At 34.2% G+C, this 17,875-nt stretch carries 11 protein-coding genes and 1 pseudogene; 3 read left to right on the top strand and 9 right to left on the bottom strand.

What is annotated here, in order from left to right:
- Positions 1–185: 185 nt before the first annotated feature.
- Positions 186–2,444, top strand: a complete 2,259-nt coding sequence (locus tag EKM00_RS00845) for an acyl-CoA dehydrogenase family protein (protein ID WP_126514910.1) — start codon at positions 186–188, stop codon at positions 2,442–2,444.
- Between the two features lie 136 nt (positions 2,445–2,580).
- Here EKM00_RS00845 and EKM00_RS00840 read toward each other — a convergent pair whose 3' ends face one another.
- From EKM00_RS00840 to EKM00_RS00800, 9 genes and pseudogenes are all read right to left on the bottom strand, one after another.
- Positions 2,581–3,657 (bottom strand): porin, encoded by a 1,077-nt coding sequence (locus EKM00_RS00840; protein WP_126514909.1) that lies wholly within the window; start codon positions 3,655–3,657, stop codon positions 2,581–2,583.
- Between the two features lie 241 nt (positions 3,658–3,898).
- Positions 3,899–4,447: a K(+)-transporting ATPase subunit C gene (locus tag EKM00_RS00835; RefSeq protein WP_126514908.1), complete on the bottom strand. Its 549-nt coding sequence runs from the start codon at positions 4,445–4,447 to the stop codon at positions 3,899–3,901.
- A 41-nt stretch (positions 4,448–4,488) separates the two neighbouring features.
- Positions 4,489–5,328, bottom strand: a pseudogene (locus EKM00_RS00830) (HAD-IC family P-type ATPase); the annotation flags it as partial.
- Between the two features lie 595 nt (positions 5,329–5,923).
- Positions 5,924–7,237, bottom strand: coding sequence for a TolC family protein (locus tag EKM00_RS00825; protein ID WP_126514907.1), 1,314 nt, complete (start codon positions 7,235–7,237; stop codon positions 5,924–5,926).
- Positions 7,230–9,647, bottom strand: a complete 2,418-nt coding sequence (locus EKM00_RS00820; protein ID WP_126514906.1) for an ABC transporter permease — start codon at positions 9,645–9,647, stop codon at positions 7,230–7,232. The genes EKM00_RS00825 and EKM00_RS00820 overlap by 8 nt, the downstream gene beginning before the upstream one ends.
- Before the next feature lie 2 nt (positions 9,648–9,649).
- The gene (locus EKM00_RS00815) at positions 9,650–12,076 is read right to left on the bottom strand and encodes an ABC transporter permease (RefSeq protein WP_126514905.1); all 2,427 of its coding nucleotides are present in this window, start codon (positions 12,074–12,076) and stop codon (positions 9,650–9,652) included.
- 48 nt (positions 12,077–12,124) lie between these two features.
- Positions 12,125–12,925 carry a GIN domain-containing protein gene (locus tag EKM00_RS00810; RefSeq protein ID WP_126514904.1) on the bottom strand — a complete coding sequence of 267 codons (801 nt, stop codon included), beginning with the start codon at positions 12,923–12,925 and terminating at the stop codon, positions 12,125–12,127.
- 4 nt (positions 12,926–12,929) lie between these two features.
- Entirely contained in the window at positions 12,930–13,643 is a 714-nt protein-coding gene (locus EKM00_RS00805) for an ABC transporter ATP-binding protein (protein WP_091256710.1), read from the bottom strand.
- A 50-nt stretch (positions 13,644–13,693) separates the two neighbouring features.
- Complete coding sequence (locus EKM00_RS00800; protein ID WP_126514903.1) at positions 13,694–14,932, bottom strand: efflux RND transporter periplasmic adaptor subunit; 1,239 nt, start codon at positions 14,930–14,932, stop codon at positions 13,694–13,696.
- Positions 14,933–15,072: 140 nt separating this feature from the next.
- Between EKM00_RS00800 and EKM00_RS00795 the strand changes: the two genes are divergently transcribed.
- Positions 15,073–16,422, top strand: coding sequence for a sigma-54-dependent transcriptional regulator (locus tag EKM00_RS00795; RefSeq protein ID WP_126514902.1), 1,350 nt, complete (start codon positions 15,073–15,075; stop codon positions 16,420–16,422).
- Positions 16,394–17,758 (top strand): sensor histidine kinase, encoded by a 1,365-nt coding sequence (locus EKM00_RS00790; RefSeq protein WP_370453913.1) that lies wholly within the window; start codon positions 16,394–16,396, stop codon positions 17,756–17,758. Before EKM00_RS00795 ends, EKM00_RS00790 begins: the two co-directional genes overlap by 29 nt.
- Positions 17,759–17,875: the final 117 nt, after the last annotated feature.

Raw genomic sequence — 17,875 nt, 5'->3', positions numbered from 1 at the left:
TCTCATTTGATAAAAATTAATGAATCTTAAAGAAAAACCAATTGCAGTATTTTCTAATTTTTTTGATACTTTTTGAGAGTTATTTTCCGCTCTAAATACAGAAGTATCCCGTTGTTACGTCATTTTATTCATTAATTTTTTCTATCTTAACCCAACTGAAAATATTATTTTAATTAAAGTGTGCTATGGAAAATTCAAAACTCAAAGCCTTTATTCCTTTATTTTACCTTGCTTGGTCAGACGATCTTTTAACTCAAAAAGAGTTTGTTACTTTGCAAGAGTTCATACGTTCACAACAATGGATTTCCAGAAAAGAGCAGGAATATCTACTTTCAAAAGTAACGGTTTCAGGACCTCCTTCAAGAATAGAACTTGCGGAGTGGAAATTTGAAATAGATACTGCTATTGATCAGAATCCTCTGCTGAAATCTATATTTGATGTTTCAATGGTACTTGCAGAAAAAAATTCTGTTATCAAAGATCTTGCGACTGATTTTATGAAACTGGAAAACGATTTGGGAATTTTAGGTGAAGAAGCCGTTTCAAATTTAAAAAAAACGGCAAAAACCGTTACTTCAAATTATCATACGATCAACACATTCGACATAGAAAAACTAACTCAGATTCTGGATGGCAAACAGTCTGCTATTATTAAAAAAGTGAAAACGGTCATCAGTCGACCAGATTTTGCCTATGAAACTTCAACTGATACAGCGGTATATCGTGAAAAAGTGTACGATTGGTGCACAATTCTTGCAAAAGAAAATCTGGGGAATATGGCGTATCCTAAGCAATACGGCGGCGGTGAAAATAGTGCCGATTATTTTGCTATAATGGAAACATTAAGCTACCATGATTTAAGTCTGGTTATTAAATTTGGAGTGCAATTCGGGCTTTGGGGAATGAGCATACAATCACTAGGTACCGAAAAACATTACAGCAAATACTTAAAAGATATTGGTTCGCTAAAGTTGCCCGGCTGTTTTGCCATGACCGAAACCAATCACGGTTCAAATGTAAAAGGATTAGAAACAACTGCTACTTATAACCACGACAACCAAACGTTTATCATTCATACACCACATGAAAAGGCGCAGAAAGAATACATTGGCAATGCGGCAGTACACGGTCAAATGGCTACGGTATTTGCTAAATTGATTATTGATGAAATGGATTACGGCGTAAATGCCTTTATTGTTCCAATACGGGATACTAATAGTACAATCCTGAAAGGCATTACTATTAGTGATTGCGGACATAAAATGGGACTTAATGGCGTTGATAACGGTACCATTCGTTTTGAAAATGTCGTTATTCCAAAAGAAAACATGTTGGATCGATTTGCTTCGGTAAATGATGAAGGAAAATTTGAAAGTCCAATTCCAAGTGACAATCGCCGTTTTTTTACGATGTTAGGCACTTTAGTTGGCGGCCGAATTGGGATTCCGAGATCTGCTTTGGCGGCAGCCAAATCCGGATTAACAATAGCGATACAGTATAGCGACTCACGCAGGCAATTTGGACCCGAAGGCGGTTCAGAAGTTCCAATCTTAAATTACAGAATACACCAACGCAGGCTACTTCCTTTGCTGGCAAAAACGTATGCCATTCATTTTGCGTTGCAATACGTGACAAATAGATACCTAGAACGAACAGAAACTGAAATGCCAGAAATTGAAGCCTTGGCTGCCGGAATGAAAGCGTATTCAACCTGGAGTACTACTGCTGTTTTGCAGGAATGCCGTGAAGCCTGCGGTGGCAAAGGATACCTATCAGAAAACAGGATCGATGCCTTGAAAAATGATACCGAAATCTATACAACCTTTGAAGGGGATAATACGGTATTAATGCAATTAGTTGCTAAAAATAGGTTGTCGGAATTCCGCAAGACATTTGGAGAAATGGATGCTATGGGTATGATAAATTACGTTTTTGAGACTGCTAAAACTGCTATTGCTAAAAAAAATCCTATTATAACCCGAAAAACAGATGAGGATCATTTATTAGAGGATGCCTTTCATCTGGATGCCTTTCAATATAGGGAAAAAACGATATTGGCATCGGCAGCAAAACGATTAAAAAAACTGATTGATGGTGGACTTGAACCTTATGATGCCTTTAATGTGGTGCAGCACCACATGATTGATGTGGCTCAGGCATATCTGGAGCGAATTGTTCTGGAGCAGTTTCAAAAAGCCGTACAAGCTATTGAAGATCAGAAAAACAAGGAAATAGTGACAAAATTATGCCAGTTGTATGCGCTTTCACAAATGGAGAAAAATAAAGGCTGGTATCTTGAAGATGGCTACATGGAGGGGATAAAAACAAAAGCCATACGCAAGATGGTCAATCAGCTTTGCTGGGAAATAAGGCCGGATGCTGTCTCATTAGTAAAAGCATTTGACATTCCAGATAGTTGCCTTGCAGCACCAATTGCATTATAAAGAACTAAAAACATTTTATTTCATAGGCAAAAATGATTTTTCTTGTAAAACACCCTAACATAGGAGAAATTAAGAAGAATTATGCATTTGCTCAATGAAATTTAATCTCTTAATGGTAAAATTCTATTTTTAAAATCTAAAACGAAATCGCCAAAGAAGTCGTCAAAAACACATTACTATCTATTGGATTGTGGTTTTTCAAAAAGATATCGTCTTTACTGTTCAAAGTTCTGGCTTCTATTCTAAACATCATATTGTCTGCTGCCAAATAATCAAAATTAGCCGAAAAACCATACGTTTTAAATCCGTTTTCTGTTTCTGTAGCAATAATAACCCCTTTTTCATCCTGATAATATTCCGCTCTTGCAGCCAATTGAATTTTAGGGGTTGGCTTGTATTGCGCCATCAAAACAGGTGAAATCCAAATGTCATATAGGCCATTTTTTGTTGCGGTTTGTTGCGCACCAATATCAAAACCAGCAATCAGACTTGTCGTTTTAGATACTTTAAATTGCCCGTAAAAATTATTAAAATAACGCCATTTTCTGTCGGTATCCGGTTGTTCGTTCCCTATATAAGTACTCCAGTTCAATGCCATTTTAGCATTTGGTTTATACGTAATTTGTGTTCCAAAAGCCGGAGTCTGGTTCCCGTCAATTTTCTGAATGCGTTGCCACCCGTTTAGATACAGTGCCGCCAAATACCATTTTTCACTTTTAGAGGTATACGCAATTTTTACTCCCGTTTCATAATACGGAGAATTATCGGCCAAAATACTTCGTGTCACAGTCATGCAATCTTTCCCAATGGCACTTTCAAAACCAATATGAGAGGGCATAATTCCCGCATCAACCCACAGATTGTGGCCTTTCGAAATTTTTAGCCCAACATTCGCCTCATATAGGTTTTTCAACAAATCTGGTTCTGAGGCTAAATTATATTGGGCATACGTTCCGGCCATTAAAGCAAAATTAGCACGAATATTATCTTTGGAATAATTCAATTTCAAAAGACCTAAATTCAAATTGACTTCATTGTGCTTATTATGACTGTAAAAAAATCCCGGACGCACATGATGGTCTGGATTCCCAAAATCAAAACTGTAATACGTTTCTAAATATCCTGAGAACGTCAATGGACTTTTACAGGTTTCTTGAGCATTAATTGTTGTAGATCCTAAAGCTATTAAAGCAGTAACTATTATTTTTTTCATTGTTTTAGTCATTGTGAGGAACGAAGCAATCTCATCCTCATTATTTATTTTAAGAGCTAATCCCGCTATCATTCCAATCTTTTATCTCGTTAAAAAAAACGAGACAAAAGGATTTTCCCTTCTATCGGGGCTAGGCCTTTTGGGGTAAAAAAGTTTTTTATTTTCCTGAAAGGATTCTAAAAACCTTGTAGGTATTAATTTTTTTCCGTTCCAATTTGTCATTTTGATGAGGGAGGGAACATTATTTCAACGCATCCAAAGCTACATTCAATTCCAGAACATTAACTGTTGAAGTACCCATTATTATTGGCTTATTAATTTTAGTTTCTACCAGAGCTTTTACTTTTGATAACTTTCTTTCTTTGGCCACTCGTTGCGCCTGAATTAAAGCTCCTTCCGGGGAAATATTCGGGTCCAATCCACTTCCCGAAGCCGTAACCATATCGGCAAAAATTGCTCCTTTTTTCAAATACGGATGAACGATCAAAAACGTATCAATTCTCTTTTGTATCAAAACCAGATATTCCGCATTACTGGGTCCTTTGTTACTTCCAGCGCTTCCTGCCACGTTATAATCCACCGCCGAAGGTCTACCCCAAAAGTAATTGGATTTATCGAATTTTTGTCCAATTTTTTGATAGCCTACTACTTTTCCGTTTACTAAAATAATTTCTCTTTTTCCTTTGTTTGAGGCCAATTGAGCAATTCCAAAAATCGCCATTGGATAAATAACCGCTAATAAAACGACCATAAATAAGGTCAATTTTAATATTGAAAATATATTTTTCATTTTTTTGTAGAGACGTTGCATTGCAACGTCTCATTGTATTTTTACATAAATAAAGCCACTGCCATATCGATCAATTTAATTCCGATAAAAGGAACAATCAATCCACCTGAACCGTAAATCAACAGGTTTCTTTTTAGGATGGAACTCGCGCCAATCGGCTTATAATCAATTCCTTTTAATGCCAGTGGAATCAATATCGGAATTGTAATCGGATTAAATATTACCGCTGCTAAAATAGCACTTTCCGGGCTATGCAAACGCATGATATTCAAACCTTCCAGTGCGGGAATCGCCGTAATGAAAAGCGCTGGGACAATAGCAAAATATTTGGCAACATCATTCGCAATCGAGAAAGTAGTAAGCGTCCCTCAGGTCATCAACAATTGTTTACCAATTTCAATAATTTCAATTAACTTGGTTGGATCATTGTCTAGATCAACCATGTTTCCGACTTCTTTGGTAGCTTGTGTTCCGCTGTTCATCGCAACACATACATCGGCTTGTGCTAAAGCAGGTGCATCATTCGTACCGTCGCCCATCATGGCCACGAGTTTCCCGTTTTGTTGCTCGTTTTTGATTTAGTTCATCTTATCCTTAGGCTTGGCTTCGTCAATAAAATCATCAACACCAGCAGCTTCTGCAATAAATTTGGCGGTAAGCGGATTATCTCCGGTAACCATCACGGTTTTCACCCCCATTTTACGCAAACGCTAAAAACGTACTTTCATTCCCGTTTTAATAATATCCTGCAATTCGATAACCCCTTGCACTTGGTTGTTTTTGACCACCACCAACGGCGTTCCTCCTTTAGATGAAATAGCAATCACTCGTTGCGCCGTATCCTCAGGAAAAACGTTCCCTGCCTGAAGCGCAATGTTTTTTTGCCCGCACAATTTTTCCGCTAAGGATTGCGGTTTTTGTGATTTCGGCAAATCGTTCTGCCTGTTTGTAAATAGTATTTACTTGATTTTTCATTAGAATGAATTTTATGTTCTTCATCGCTTATGCCAAAAGGTGTTCCAAGAAATCACAATCACAACTAATGTCAAGTAAGCAAACAACTTACGGCTTACGTACCAAAAAAGGGCATAAAAAAAGCCTATCAAAATGATAGACTTTTCTCAAAAAAACAGGGTTTCATTAGGTAAAAAAAAAGGCGTATACGATTTTATAAACCTTGCAGGAGTGACTGACCTGAGGTTTTAAAAATCGTGTAGGTCTATACTTTACATGAAACATATATTTTTTCCTTCTTGTGAATACTTGTTTAGCCTATAAAATTATCGGCTATGAAACTAAAAATGATTTGAGATAAATGATATAAACTATTTTTTTTTAGAAAAAAACCTTCAAAATCAAATGACTTTGAAGGTTTGCAAATTATGGTGGTCCATACGAAACTGTTTACGAACCATTTCATGCAGGATATAAAGAAGTTGTTTCTAAAAGATTGTGAATGATTTTAAATATCAGTCTTTATTTATACAACCGATCCTTTCTTAACAAATTAATCTTCAGGTCTACATATTGCAGCCGAAGGTTGTTTTTTAGCACTTCATATTCTGCAGAAATAAATTGATTTTTTACTGATGAATATAAAATAGCTTCCACTTTTCCACTTTCAAATTTGGCTTGGGTAGTGGCCAGAGATGCCTTCGCATAAGACTGTTTTTGGTTCAATTTATCTTGAAACTCCGTATAATTTCTTTTGTTTTGATTTTCTAATTCAATTTGATTGCGCAAGACTTGTTTTGTCTGTTCGATAACCAGATTTGTCTTTTCACTAACTATTTTTGAAACACTAATTTTTTTAGCATTCCTAAATCCGTTGAAAACCGGAATTGTCAATTGCATTGCTATCTGGTGACTTTTATTCGCTTCTAATTGAGTGAAAAAAGCATCCGTGTTTGAATTCATCTGGTTTAAAGTTTTATAATAAAAAGAGGAAAACCCATAATAGGCTGATAACACCGGTAAATTGAGCGCGCGTTCTACACGAATCGATTTCAAACTGTTTTCGTATTGGAGTTCCGCAAGCTTTATTTTAGGATTAAATATTTGTTGATCAAAATCTTCGGTGGCTCTTTCGTTAAAATAAGACTCCAACACCACTGCATCCGAAAGACCCGCATCGCTAATATTCATCAATTGGAACAATTGCATTTTTTTAATAGCATACAATTGTTCGGTTTCCAAATTTCGGTTTTCTTCCTCCGAAAAGCTCAATTGCATATCATACAAATCGCTTTGAGGTTTGCTACCAATTGCTACTTCTTTAGTTACTCTGTCCAAATTAAAAGCAGCTTGTTTCAGTTGTTCATTTTGGATTTTAGATAATTCCTGAGTATAAAGTGCCTGATAATAGCTTTCCAAAAGCTGCAGTTTATATTCGTTTTCTAAAACTTCTTTTTCGGCTTTGGCTTGTTCGATATTGATTTTATCTTTTTGAGCATTCGCAAATGCGCCGAAATCAATCAGATTCGTTCTGGCATTGAGATAAAAATTATCACTTTGAAAATTAGAACTTACCCTTGCATTAGTGGCTGGGTCAATCGTGGAACCTAAAATGTACCCTTGTTGTCCATTTAAATCGATCGTTGGCAACATTCGATTTAAAACCGAATTTTGTGATCGCTCTGTTATTTTTATTTCTAGCTGCCTAATTTTTATTTCGATCGTATTCTGCAAACCCGTTTCCATGCATTTTGTAAGCGACCAAGAATTTTCTTGACCGCTGGCAAAAGCACTAAAAATTAAAAATAAAAGTGTTATAACTGTTTCTTTATTCATATTTTAAATATTTCAAAACATCTGTTTTTGTTGCTTGATAGGCTCTTGACAAAACAATGATTAACGTTAAAACCAATAGTATTATAAAACCAAAAAGGAATGGAAATAAGGTCATTTCAATTCTAAAAGCAAAATTCTCTAACCACATATTCAACAAATAATAAGTAGGAAACAAAGCAATTAAAAAACCAATGATGCAATACAAAATATATTGTTTAGACAATTCTTTCAGTAGCACATTCGTTTCTGCACCAAGAGTTTTACGGATGGCTATTTCTTTCATCCTACTTTGTATCGAATACGAAGCCAAAGCAAACAAACCAAAAAGAGCGATGCCAATCACCACAAAATTTAGCAATGAAAATAGGTTCTTTTGTTTTACATAAGATTCATAGGTTCTTGCATATTGTTTGTCTACAAAATCATATTTAAATGGGTAGTCAGTATCAACCGTTGCCCATAATTTGTCAATATCAGCAATCGTATTTTCAATATTATCCGATTTTAGTTTTACGAAAACCTTATTGATGTTTTGAGCAATATCTACCGTTTTAAGATGATAGAAATACATTCCTGACACCTCTACTTCAGGACTTAATAAATTAAAATCTTTAACAACTCCTATGATTTTTAACTTTCGTTCTTTAACAATAATTTCTTGTCCAATTGGGTCTTTCATACTCATTAATTTTTGGGCTGTTTCATTAATTAGTACAGAAGTAATGGTGTCTTTAGCGTATTTTTTATCAAGTCCCCTACCTTTTATGACTTTAATTTTCATCATTTCGAGCAAATCGTAATCTACCGCAATTGTTCGTCCTTTAAAAAGCTCTTCTTTATACAATACTCCACCTAATGAATCGTCTGAACCATCGAATGAAACCAGACCTGTAGAAGATTGTTCAACTCCTTTTATTTTAGCCAATTCTTGTTTAATAGTACTGTATTTGTTGTAAATATTTTGTCCAACCTTTTTCACTTCATAATCGGAATTAGGAAAATTCAAATTTATTTCAATCACTTGATCTCCTTTAAAGCCTAAATCTTTATTAGTTAGATAATCGATTTGCTGATACACAATATAAGAACCAGCAATAAAGAAAGTAGCCACCATAAACTGGAAAATCAACATTCCGTTACGCAACCAGGTTCCGTTTTTACTTCTTCCAAAATTGCCTTTCAGAACTTTTAAAGTTTCAAAATTAGCAACATAAACGGCTGGAAGTATTCCTGCCACCAAAACTGTAATACTGAAAATCAAAATTAATTGCAGATAAAACTGACTGCCAATTATTCGTAAACTCTTATTTAAAAAATCGTTGTAATACGGCAAAGTCAACTCAACAATAACCAATGCTAGTAAAATCGAAAACAAACTTATTAGAGCAGTTTCAAAAATAAATTGAATAACAATAGTACTTTTTGAAGCACCCACAACTTTACGAACCCCAATTTCTTTAGCACGTTTAACTGCATTAGCTGTAGCCAAATTGATATAATTTACAATCGAAAGAATGAGTATTAAAACAGATAACCCGACCATAATCAACAAAAACTGATAATTCCCTCTGCCTTCAGGATATCCATCTGCAATAGAATGTAATCTCGCTTCTGAAAGTGGCTCTATAACTACATTAAAATAACCTATTTTCTTAGCCATTTCCTCGGGAGTAAACCCCTCCAGCTTAGCTATTCTTTCAATGAAATCGCCATTATACATTCTTTCCAAGCTCTTTCGAGTATTCTCAATTTTTGACGGATCTTTAACTTTTAAAAGTAATTTAAGGACAAAAGGAGATGTCGTATTCCCACTCGTCCATTCTTTCATTTTATTCATCACGACATCTGGAGCAATTGAGGAATTCCCTGGAATATTATACACAGCGCGTACCACAAACATTTGATCCAAACATTTTATTTGTTTTCCAATTGGATTTTCGTTACCAAAAACTCGTTTAGCAATATCATCTGAAATAGCAGCACTTGAATCATCTTTTAATGCCGAAACAGCATCTCCCTTAATAATTTCGAATGGAAATAGCGAAAAGAAATCAGCTTCAACATTGATAATTTTATCAACTATTTCTTTCTTGCCTTTGTAGATAATTTTATCCTTTTGATACCAACTGTCAGCATAAACGATCTTTTCTACATTAGCATCTTTATCTAAAATAGGTTTTAGGAATAAAGCACAATCTGAAAAAACGGGCATTCCTGTTAACTCTACTAAAACCTGATGCACTTTGTCTTTTTCGGGATTCCAGGCGTCATAACTTTGTTCGTCGTTCCAATATAGTAAAGCGAAAATTAAGCCTGCAATTCCTATTGCTAGTCCGAAAACATTCAAAGCCGAAAAAAGCTTCTCGTTTTTGAGATGGTATAAAAATATTCGTGTCCAATTTTTTAGCATGGTTATTCGTATTTTAAGTAATGTAAAACATTAACTCGGGTTGCCGTATACGCTTTTAAAAGCACAATTATCAATGTTAAAACTAATAGTATGAGGAATCCAAAAATAAATGGAAATACAGTGATGTCAATCCTAAAGGCAAAATTTTCGAGCCATTTGTTCAACAAATAATACACTGGAAACAAAGCAATTAAAAAACCAATGATGCAATACAAAATATATTGTTTAGACAATTCTTTCAGTAGCGCATTCGTTTCTGCACCAAGGGTTTTACGGATGGCTATTTCTTTCATCCTACTTTGTATCGAATACGAAGCCAAAGCAAACAAACCAAAAAGAGCAATGCCAATCACCACAAAATTTAGCAATGAAAATAGGTTCTTTTGTTTTACATAAGATTCATATGTTCTTGCATATTGTTTGTCTACAAAATCATATTTAAACGGATACTCTTGATCTACATTTTCTTTCCAGAATTCCTCAATTTTTGCTAAAGTTTGCCCAGAGTTATTTGCATCAATTTTCACATAAATATTGTTCAAATTTCCTAATAGCCAGTCATTGGTTTTCAGATGAAAGAAAACCATAGGAGGAACTTTTGATTGTGGACTCAACAAATTAAAATCTTTGACAACCCCTATTATTTTTAACTTTTTACCTTGCCAAAGTACCTCTTTCCCAATAGGATTTTTCTCTTTCATCATGCTCAATGCTGTTTCATTAATCAGCATTGAATTGATACTATCCGAGGCTAATTTTTCAGAAATATTCCTACCTTCTTTGATTTTAATTTGCATCATGTCAAGCATATTGTAATCTATAGCTAAGTTGTTAGCCTGAATGTTTTCTCCATTATAGGAAAAACTGCTACTATTATCATTTCCTCCACCAAACTTAAAAGTTCCTGTTGAAATTTGTTGAATGCCTTGAATTTTTACGATTTCCGATTTTATGGTTTGATATTTTTTAAAGATTAATTGATTCGCATCTTTGTGAGTTGCAATGTCCTTTGATTTAAACCACCTTATAGCAACTACTTGATCGCCTTTGAATCCTAAATCTTTATTCGCTAAATAAGTGACCTGATCATAAACAATATAAGAACCGACAATAAAAAAACTAGCAATAGCAAATTGAAGAATCAGCATTCCGTTACGCAACCAAATACCACTTTTGCTTCTCCCAAAATTACCTTTTAGTACTTTTAAAGTCTCAAAATTAGCCACGTAAACAGCTGGAAAAACTCCTGCAACACTCACAGTAATAATAAAAATTAAAATAAGCTGGATGTAAAACTGACTTCCGTATATGATTAATTCTTTTTCTAAAAATTCATTGTAAAAAGGCAGACTTAATTCTACAATTACTAAGGCTAGAAATATCGAAAACAGAGTGATTAGTATGGATTCAAAAATAAATTGACAAACAATATTCATTTTGGAGGCCCCAATGATTTTACGAATTCCCACTTCTTTGGCTCTTTTTATAGCATTGGCTGTAGCCAAATTGATATAATTTGCGATAGAAAGAATAATTATAAGTACGGATAATCCTAGCATTATTACTAGGAATTGATAATTTCCTTTTCCTTCCGGCATACCAGGCACAATAGCATGCAATCGGATGGTAATCAATGGGTTTAGAACTGATTTTATGGAACCGTAACTTTTTATATACTCTTCAACTGACATTCCATCTGATTTTGCATCTTTAACTGTTTTATTTTGATAATATAACTCGTTAATTTTTTTGGTTATTTCTTCTGCTTTAGTAGGATCTTTTAATTTTATCATCAAATGATAATAAAAATTGCCCCAATAATCTTTATTTTCTAAAAGCTGCTCTTTTATCTGGTTAATCACCATTGTAGGATTAATGGAGGAATTCCCTGGGACTTTATATACCGCTGTTACGGTTAAAATGGTATTCTCATAAATTATTTGCTTCCCAATTGGATTTTCTTCTTTAAAAAATAATTTAGCGGTTTCTTGATTCATCGCTACACTATTCTCTTTTAGTAAAGCAGTACTTAAGTTGCCTGCTACTCTTTCAAAAGGGAACAATTCAAAGAAATCGTTTTGAGTATTTAGCGTTTTATTTATAAAGTGTTTTTTTTCTTTGTATTTAAAAAAATCCGCATGGTACCCATCGTGATAATTCACATTTGCTACGCTCGGGTTGTCTTTTAAATAGGTTTCTAAAGTGACAGGATTGTAGGGCCAAATTACATTTTTCCCTATATCAGTAAAAACTTTAAATACTTTGTCTTTTTCAGGATTCCATTGATCATAGCTTTGTTCATCATTCCAATATAGAATGGCAAAAATTAATCCTGCTATTCCTATTGACAATCCTAAAACATTCAAAGCAGCAAACAGCTTATCTTTTTTTAGATGGTATAAAAATATTTGTGTCCAATTTTTCAGCATAACTCTAGTTTTTTTATTTAATCTGTCCGAGATTATTGATTTTGTAGATTATTTATTGGAAATAGAACCTGATGAGCTTTCTGCTTTTTCAATTTGAGATGGATTACCATAAAAACGAATAGCAGCGCTTGAAGATGCGCTTGCATTGATATACTTTGTCGCTGTTACAATAACATTAGCAGAACTACTCGCTTTAATTATTGCGGCTTCAGCCTCTAAATTTTTTAGTCTACAAGCAGCGGAACTACTAGTATTAACAGTAATTTTTTTTGCTTTTCCGGATAAAACGACATCAGAGGAGCTACTTGATTCAATTTCAATTGTAGAAGCATTAATTGTGGCTGCAAGATAGCCACTAGAGGAGGCTTCAATCACAGCATTTGAACATTCGAAGCTTCCCGAAATACTTCCCGATGAACTCACTGCAAGATCCAAACCGGGTGTTTTATTCAAGTTTGCAATCTTAATAGTAGCGGCAGAAAGTGCTTTAATACTTTCTAAATTGGGACCAGAAATCGTAATTTTCAACATTTTAAAATCAATTCCATTAATTGTATTTATGTTGTTTATCCTCATAAAATTTGTTTTGGTATTCTTGGTTTTAGACCCTTTTGAACCGATATATAATTTTAAAACATTATTTTCGACTTCCGTTTTTACCAAAATTAATTTTTCTAAATTATCAGTTTCTACTTTTACACTTCTTATATTTGAAATGGTATAAAAAACTTCAATTCCTTGTGAAGCCTGTAATTTTGAAAAGGAGGCAACTTCTCTGTTTTCTGATACTTGCGCCAATAAAATAGAACTTAATAACAAGGTCGTTAGCGTTACAATTACTTTTAGCATGTCTTTATTTTTTTAATTCGGTTACTAATACATCTACATTCCGCTTATTACTTTTTTCTGAAAGTATCATTCCATCTTTCATCAAAATTGTTTTTTGGGAAAAAGACGCATCGTACTCAGAATGTGTAACCATCAGGATCGTTGCTCCGTTGGAATGTAGATCAGTGAGCAATTCCATAACTTCATTTCCGTTTTTGCTGTCTAGATTTCCTGTAGGTTCATCGGCAAGGATGATTTTCGGATCGTTAATTAAAGCTCTTGCCACGGCCACACGTTGTTGTTGTCCTCCGGAAAGCTGTTGTGGATAATGTTTTAATCGGTGTGAAATCCCTAATTTATCGGCAATTGCTTCTACTTTTTTCTTTCTTTCAGAAGAAGGAACTTTGTTATAAATCAATGGCAATTCGATATTATCATAAACCGATAATTCGTCTATCAAATTGAAATTCTGAAAAATAAAACCAATATTTTCTTTTCTGGCTTTCGATTTTCCTTTTTCCTTCAATCCAATCATTTCCTGATTTAACAATTGATAACTTCCACTGGAAGCGCTGTCGAGCAATCCAACAATATTTAATAAAGTGGATTTTCCGCTTCCCGAAGGCCCCATGATGGACACAAAATCACCTTGATTTATGGTTATAGAAACTTCACTTAATGCTTTCGTTTCTAATTCCTCGGTTCTAAATACTCTTGAAAGATTTTTAATTTGAATCATACTATTGTTTGTTTTTTGATTGATGCTATTTTTATGTTTCCTACTATTTCTTATTCTAAATTTAATATTTCCGCCCGTTTATAATCTTTGTACGATGACGTGATTACTTTTTCGCCAGCTTTCAATCCGCCAAGAACTTCATAATATAATGGATTTTCTTTCCCAAGTTTGATTGCTCTTCGTTCTCCTTTGCTGCCGTTGACAACAAAAATCCATTTTCCATTGGTTTCTTCATAAAAACTTCCTTTGGAAAGCACTACTGTTTTTGTTTTTTCTGACAAATTTAATTTAACCCCAAAACTCAATCCCTGTTGTAAATTCAAACTTTCTGAGGAAGTGAAATTCAATTCGACCACAAATCGTCCACTTTTTATTTCGGGAATGACTCTCGTAATCTGAACACGGATTGGTTTTCCATTAAAATCGACTGTTCCTTTTTGGCCATCAGTGATTTTGTTCAAATAAAACTCATCCACATCGGCAAGCAATTTATAGCCTTTCATTACATCAATTGTCCCAATACTTAGTCCCTGAATGTATGTTTTCCCCAGGATCGGTTCAAAAGAAGAAAGTCTTCCTGAAAGCGGGGCTGAGATTAAAAAATGCTGCTTGTTTGTTCTCAAAATCCCCAAACTTTTATCCATGAAAGCGATAGATTGATTCAGTTGTCCAATTTGGATTTGATTCGCCCGTTTCTCTTTGGTAACACTTTCCTTAATGATTTTCATTCTTTCTTTCTGGAAACGTAAATTTTCTACTGTTTTTTCCCATTCATTTTTAGAAAGGATTTCTTGCTCAAATAATTTCTTATTTAAATCGTATAAATTTTTAGAATCCAAATAATCGTGCTCTATTGCAATTAAATCTTTGGCCAAATTCAACTCCTGGTTTCTTAAATCGAGTTTTGATTTGTTCAAATTATTGATTTGTTCGATAATGGCAGTTTCTTGTTGCATATAATTCAACTCGGTGTTGGGATTGTAAAGTCGGGCCAAAGCTTGTCCTTTTTTTACCATCGCCCCATTTTCAACATAAATTTCCTGAACAGCGCCACCTTCGGTAATATTAATCAAAATAGAATTCAATGGCGCTACTTTTGCCTGAAACACGATAAAATCTTCAAAGAAATTATTTTCGACTGTTTTAATAGTAATTTCTGCTCTTTTGACATTCAGGCTCCTTTTTTTAGTCACTGAAGAATAAACCAAAAAGACCAAAACCAAAAAAAGCGGCAATGCGATGAATAGATACTTATTTTTATTATTTTTACGAGGAAGGATGGTGTCCATTGTTGTTATTTTCAAGTGTACAAAGCAATTTCGTGCCAAAATTTTAAACCTTGCAATCGCCTGATTTTTAAATATTTTACTTTTAATACAAATTTCACGTGTTCAGTATTGAACACTTTTTGTCCAAAAACGAACAGTTAATGAAAAAGACAAACGCAAGCATTTTAGTGATTGACGATCAGGAAGACATCCTTTTTGCTGCTAAGATGCTGCTCAAAAAACATTTTGAGAACATTTATACACGCACTAATCCAAAAAATGTGGTTGAATTATTGTCAAAAAGTACCATTGATGTGGTTTTACTCGACATGAATTACAGAATAGGTTTCGAGGACGGAAGAGAAGGTTTGTATCTGTTAAAGGAAATAAAAACGCTTTCGCCAAAAACCATTGTTATTTTAATGACCGCTTTTGGTAAAGTAGAAACAGCTGTTGAAGGATTAAAATCAGGGGCTTTTGATTATATTTTAAAGCCTTGGGACAACGAAAAATTGCTTAATATTGTTAGACAAGCTGTTAGTAAATCACGCAAAGAACAAAAGAAACTAATTGATGTTGCCACTACTGACGATTTCTTTATTGGTAATTCAGAGGCTATAAAAAAGGCTTATTTACTGGCTGATAAAGTCGCAATAACAGAAGCCAATGTTTTAATCCTTGGAGAAAATGGTACCGGTAAATTTGTTTTGGCACATCACATCTATCTGCAGTCCGAAAGAAAAAATAATGCTTTTATTCCCGTTGATTTGGGTTCTTTGAATGCCAATATTTTTGAAAGCGAACTATTTGGTTACGCCAAAGGAGCTTTTACCGATGCCAAAACAGATACTCCGGGACGTTTTGAATTGGCTGAAAATGGAACTATTTTTTTAGATGAAATTGGAAATGTACCACTGCATCTACAATCTAAACTCCTTCAGGCTATTCAAACCAAAACAATAACCCGATTGGGCGAATCCAAATCAAGACCTTTGAATGTTCGTATTATTACCGCCACCAACTTGAATTTAAAGCAAGAAGTAGCAGATAAAAACTTTAGGGAGGATTTATATTATCGCATTAACACTATGGAAATTGTTTTGCCTCCATTACGAGAACGCAACGAAGACAAGATCCCTTTGGCTCACTATCTCTTGCAAAAAATGATGGCTAAGTACGGACGAGATGAAATCGCTTTTGATGAAAAATCATTGGAACAAATCGAAAAACATGCTTGGAACGGAAACATCAGAGAATTGGAAAACAGAATAGAACGCGCCGTGATTCTTTGCGAGAAAAATCATATTAAAGTTTCCGACTTAGATTTAGAACAAATAACAACTTACGAGGATAATCCAGACGATATTCAGCTGTCGGCTATCGAAAAATCAGCCGTCGAAAAGATGCTATTGAAAAACAATAACAATATCAGTAAAACGGCTGAGGAATTGGGATTGTCAAGAGGTGCTTTATACCGAAGAATTGAAAAATATAACATCAGCACCAACTAATATGTTTACATCCTGGAAAATATACCATCTCCTTTTTATAAGATTGCTACTTATTCTTTTGACTACCGGAATTTCCTTCTTTCTTTTTCAAAAAGGACTGGTTTTCACGGCCGTATTTGGTGTCCTTATCATTTTTATACTGCTCGTTGAAATGTATTTTTATGTGAAGCAGGCCTTTTTACTTTTCGACAGAACGATTACTTCTATTTTGCAAAATGATTTCACCTCCGATTTTTCAAAGCATAAATCGTATGAAAATTATTCCAACGTATTTAAATTGTATGAAAATCTAAAAAACAAACAAAACGAAGAAGTTTCAAAAGACATTATTTACCGTTCTATTTTGAACAATATTGAAACTGGAATTATTATCCTGCAAAAACAGGAAACCGATTGGAATATATTTTTGATGAATGATTATTTTTCCAAACATTTTAACGTTCCAAAAGTTTCCAAATGGAAATATCTGAAAAATCAGTTGCCTTCTTTGTGTGAAGTTATCGAGGAGCAAGATTTTCAGGAAATTAAAACGTCATTAGAGATCCGTGTGAATCAACAAGACAGACAAACATTTGTGTTGCAGACTTCGAGGAGTGAAATTTACAATCAGGATTATTTTATCGTTTTGCTGGATTCGATTCAAAATGTAATCGAGAAAAAAGAGAAAGAGGCTTGGGTCAATCTGATGAAGGTTATTTCTCATGAATTGTTGAATTCGATTACTCCCATTCGGTCACTTTCTCAGAATCTACAGGATTTAGTTCAGCAGGAAACCATTTCAACGGAAGACTTGGACGATATGAAAAGTAGTGTTGCCACGATGTTAAGGCGGAGCGACCATCTACAGCAATTTGTTGAAAGTTACCGCAAACTGGCCATGCTGCCATCTCCCAAAAAAGAAAAAACAGAATTGTTGAAAATGGTTGAAAACAGTTTCCAAATGATGGCTCCAATTTTCAAAATAAAACAAATAGAAGTCATAAACACGATTGCTTTCGACCACAGGCTAAATGTTGACATTCAGCAAATGGAACATGTATTGATTAATCTTTTGACGAATTGTATTTACGCCCTGGCAAATACAGAAAAAAAGCGGATTATTATTTCGGCAGAAGTTAAAGAAAAGAGAATTTTTATTAAGATTACCGATAACGGAAAAGGCATTGAAAAAGAAATAGAAAGCAAAATATTCTTACCTTTTTTTACCACTCGTAACGAAGGAGCCGGAATAGGTTTGACTTTATCTAAAAGTATAGTCGAAGCGCACGGAGGGTATCTGGCATATCAAAATGAAGGTAAAGAAACAGCTTTTGTAATTTGTCTAGTTGATAATTAAATTTCTGTTTTGGAAAAATGCTAAAAAAAGGAAGAAAATGTAGGATATAAAAACCATCATTTTTATTGGATTATGTCTCACCTTACACGATTCGAACCTATAATTGTTAGTAATCAA

It is taken from the genome of Flavobacterium sp. RSP15 (genome assembly GCF_003968755.1).
In the GTDB taxonomy this organism is placed as follows: domain Bacteria; phylum Bacteroidota; class Bacteroidia; order Flavobacteriales; family Flavobacteriaceae; genus Flavobacterium.
This window is presented reverse-complemented; position numbering and strand designations above follow the sequence as displayed.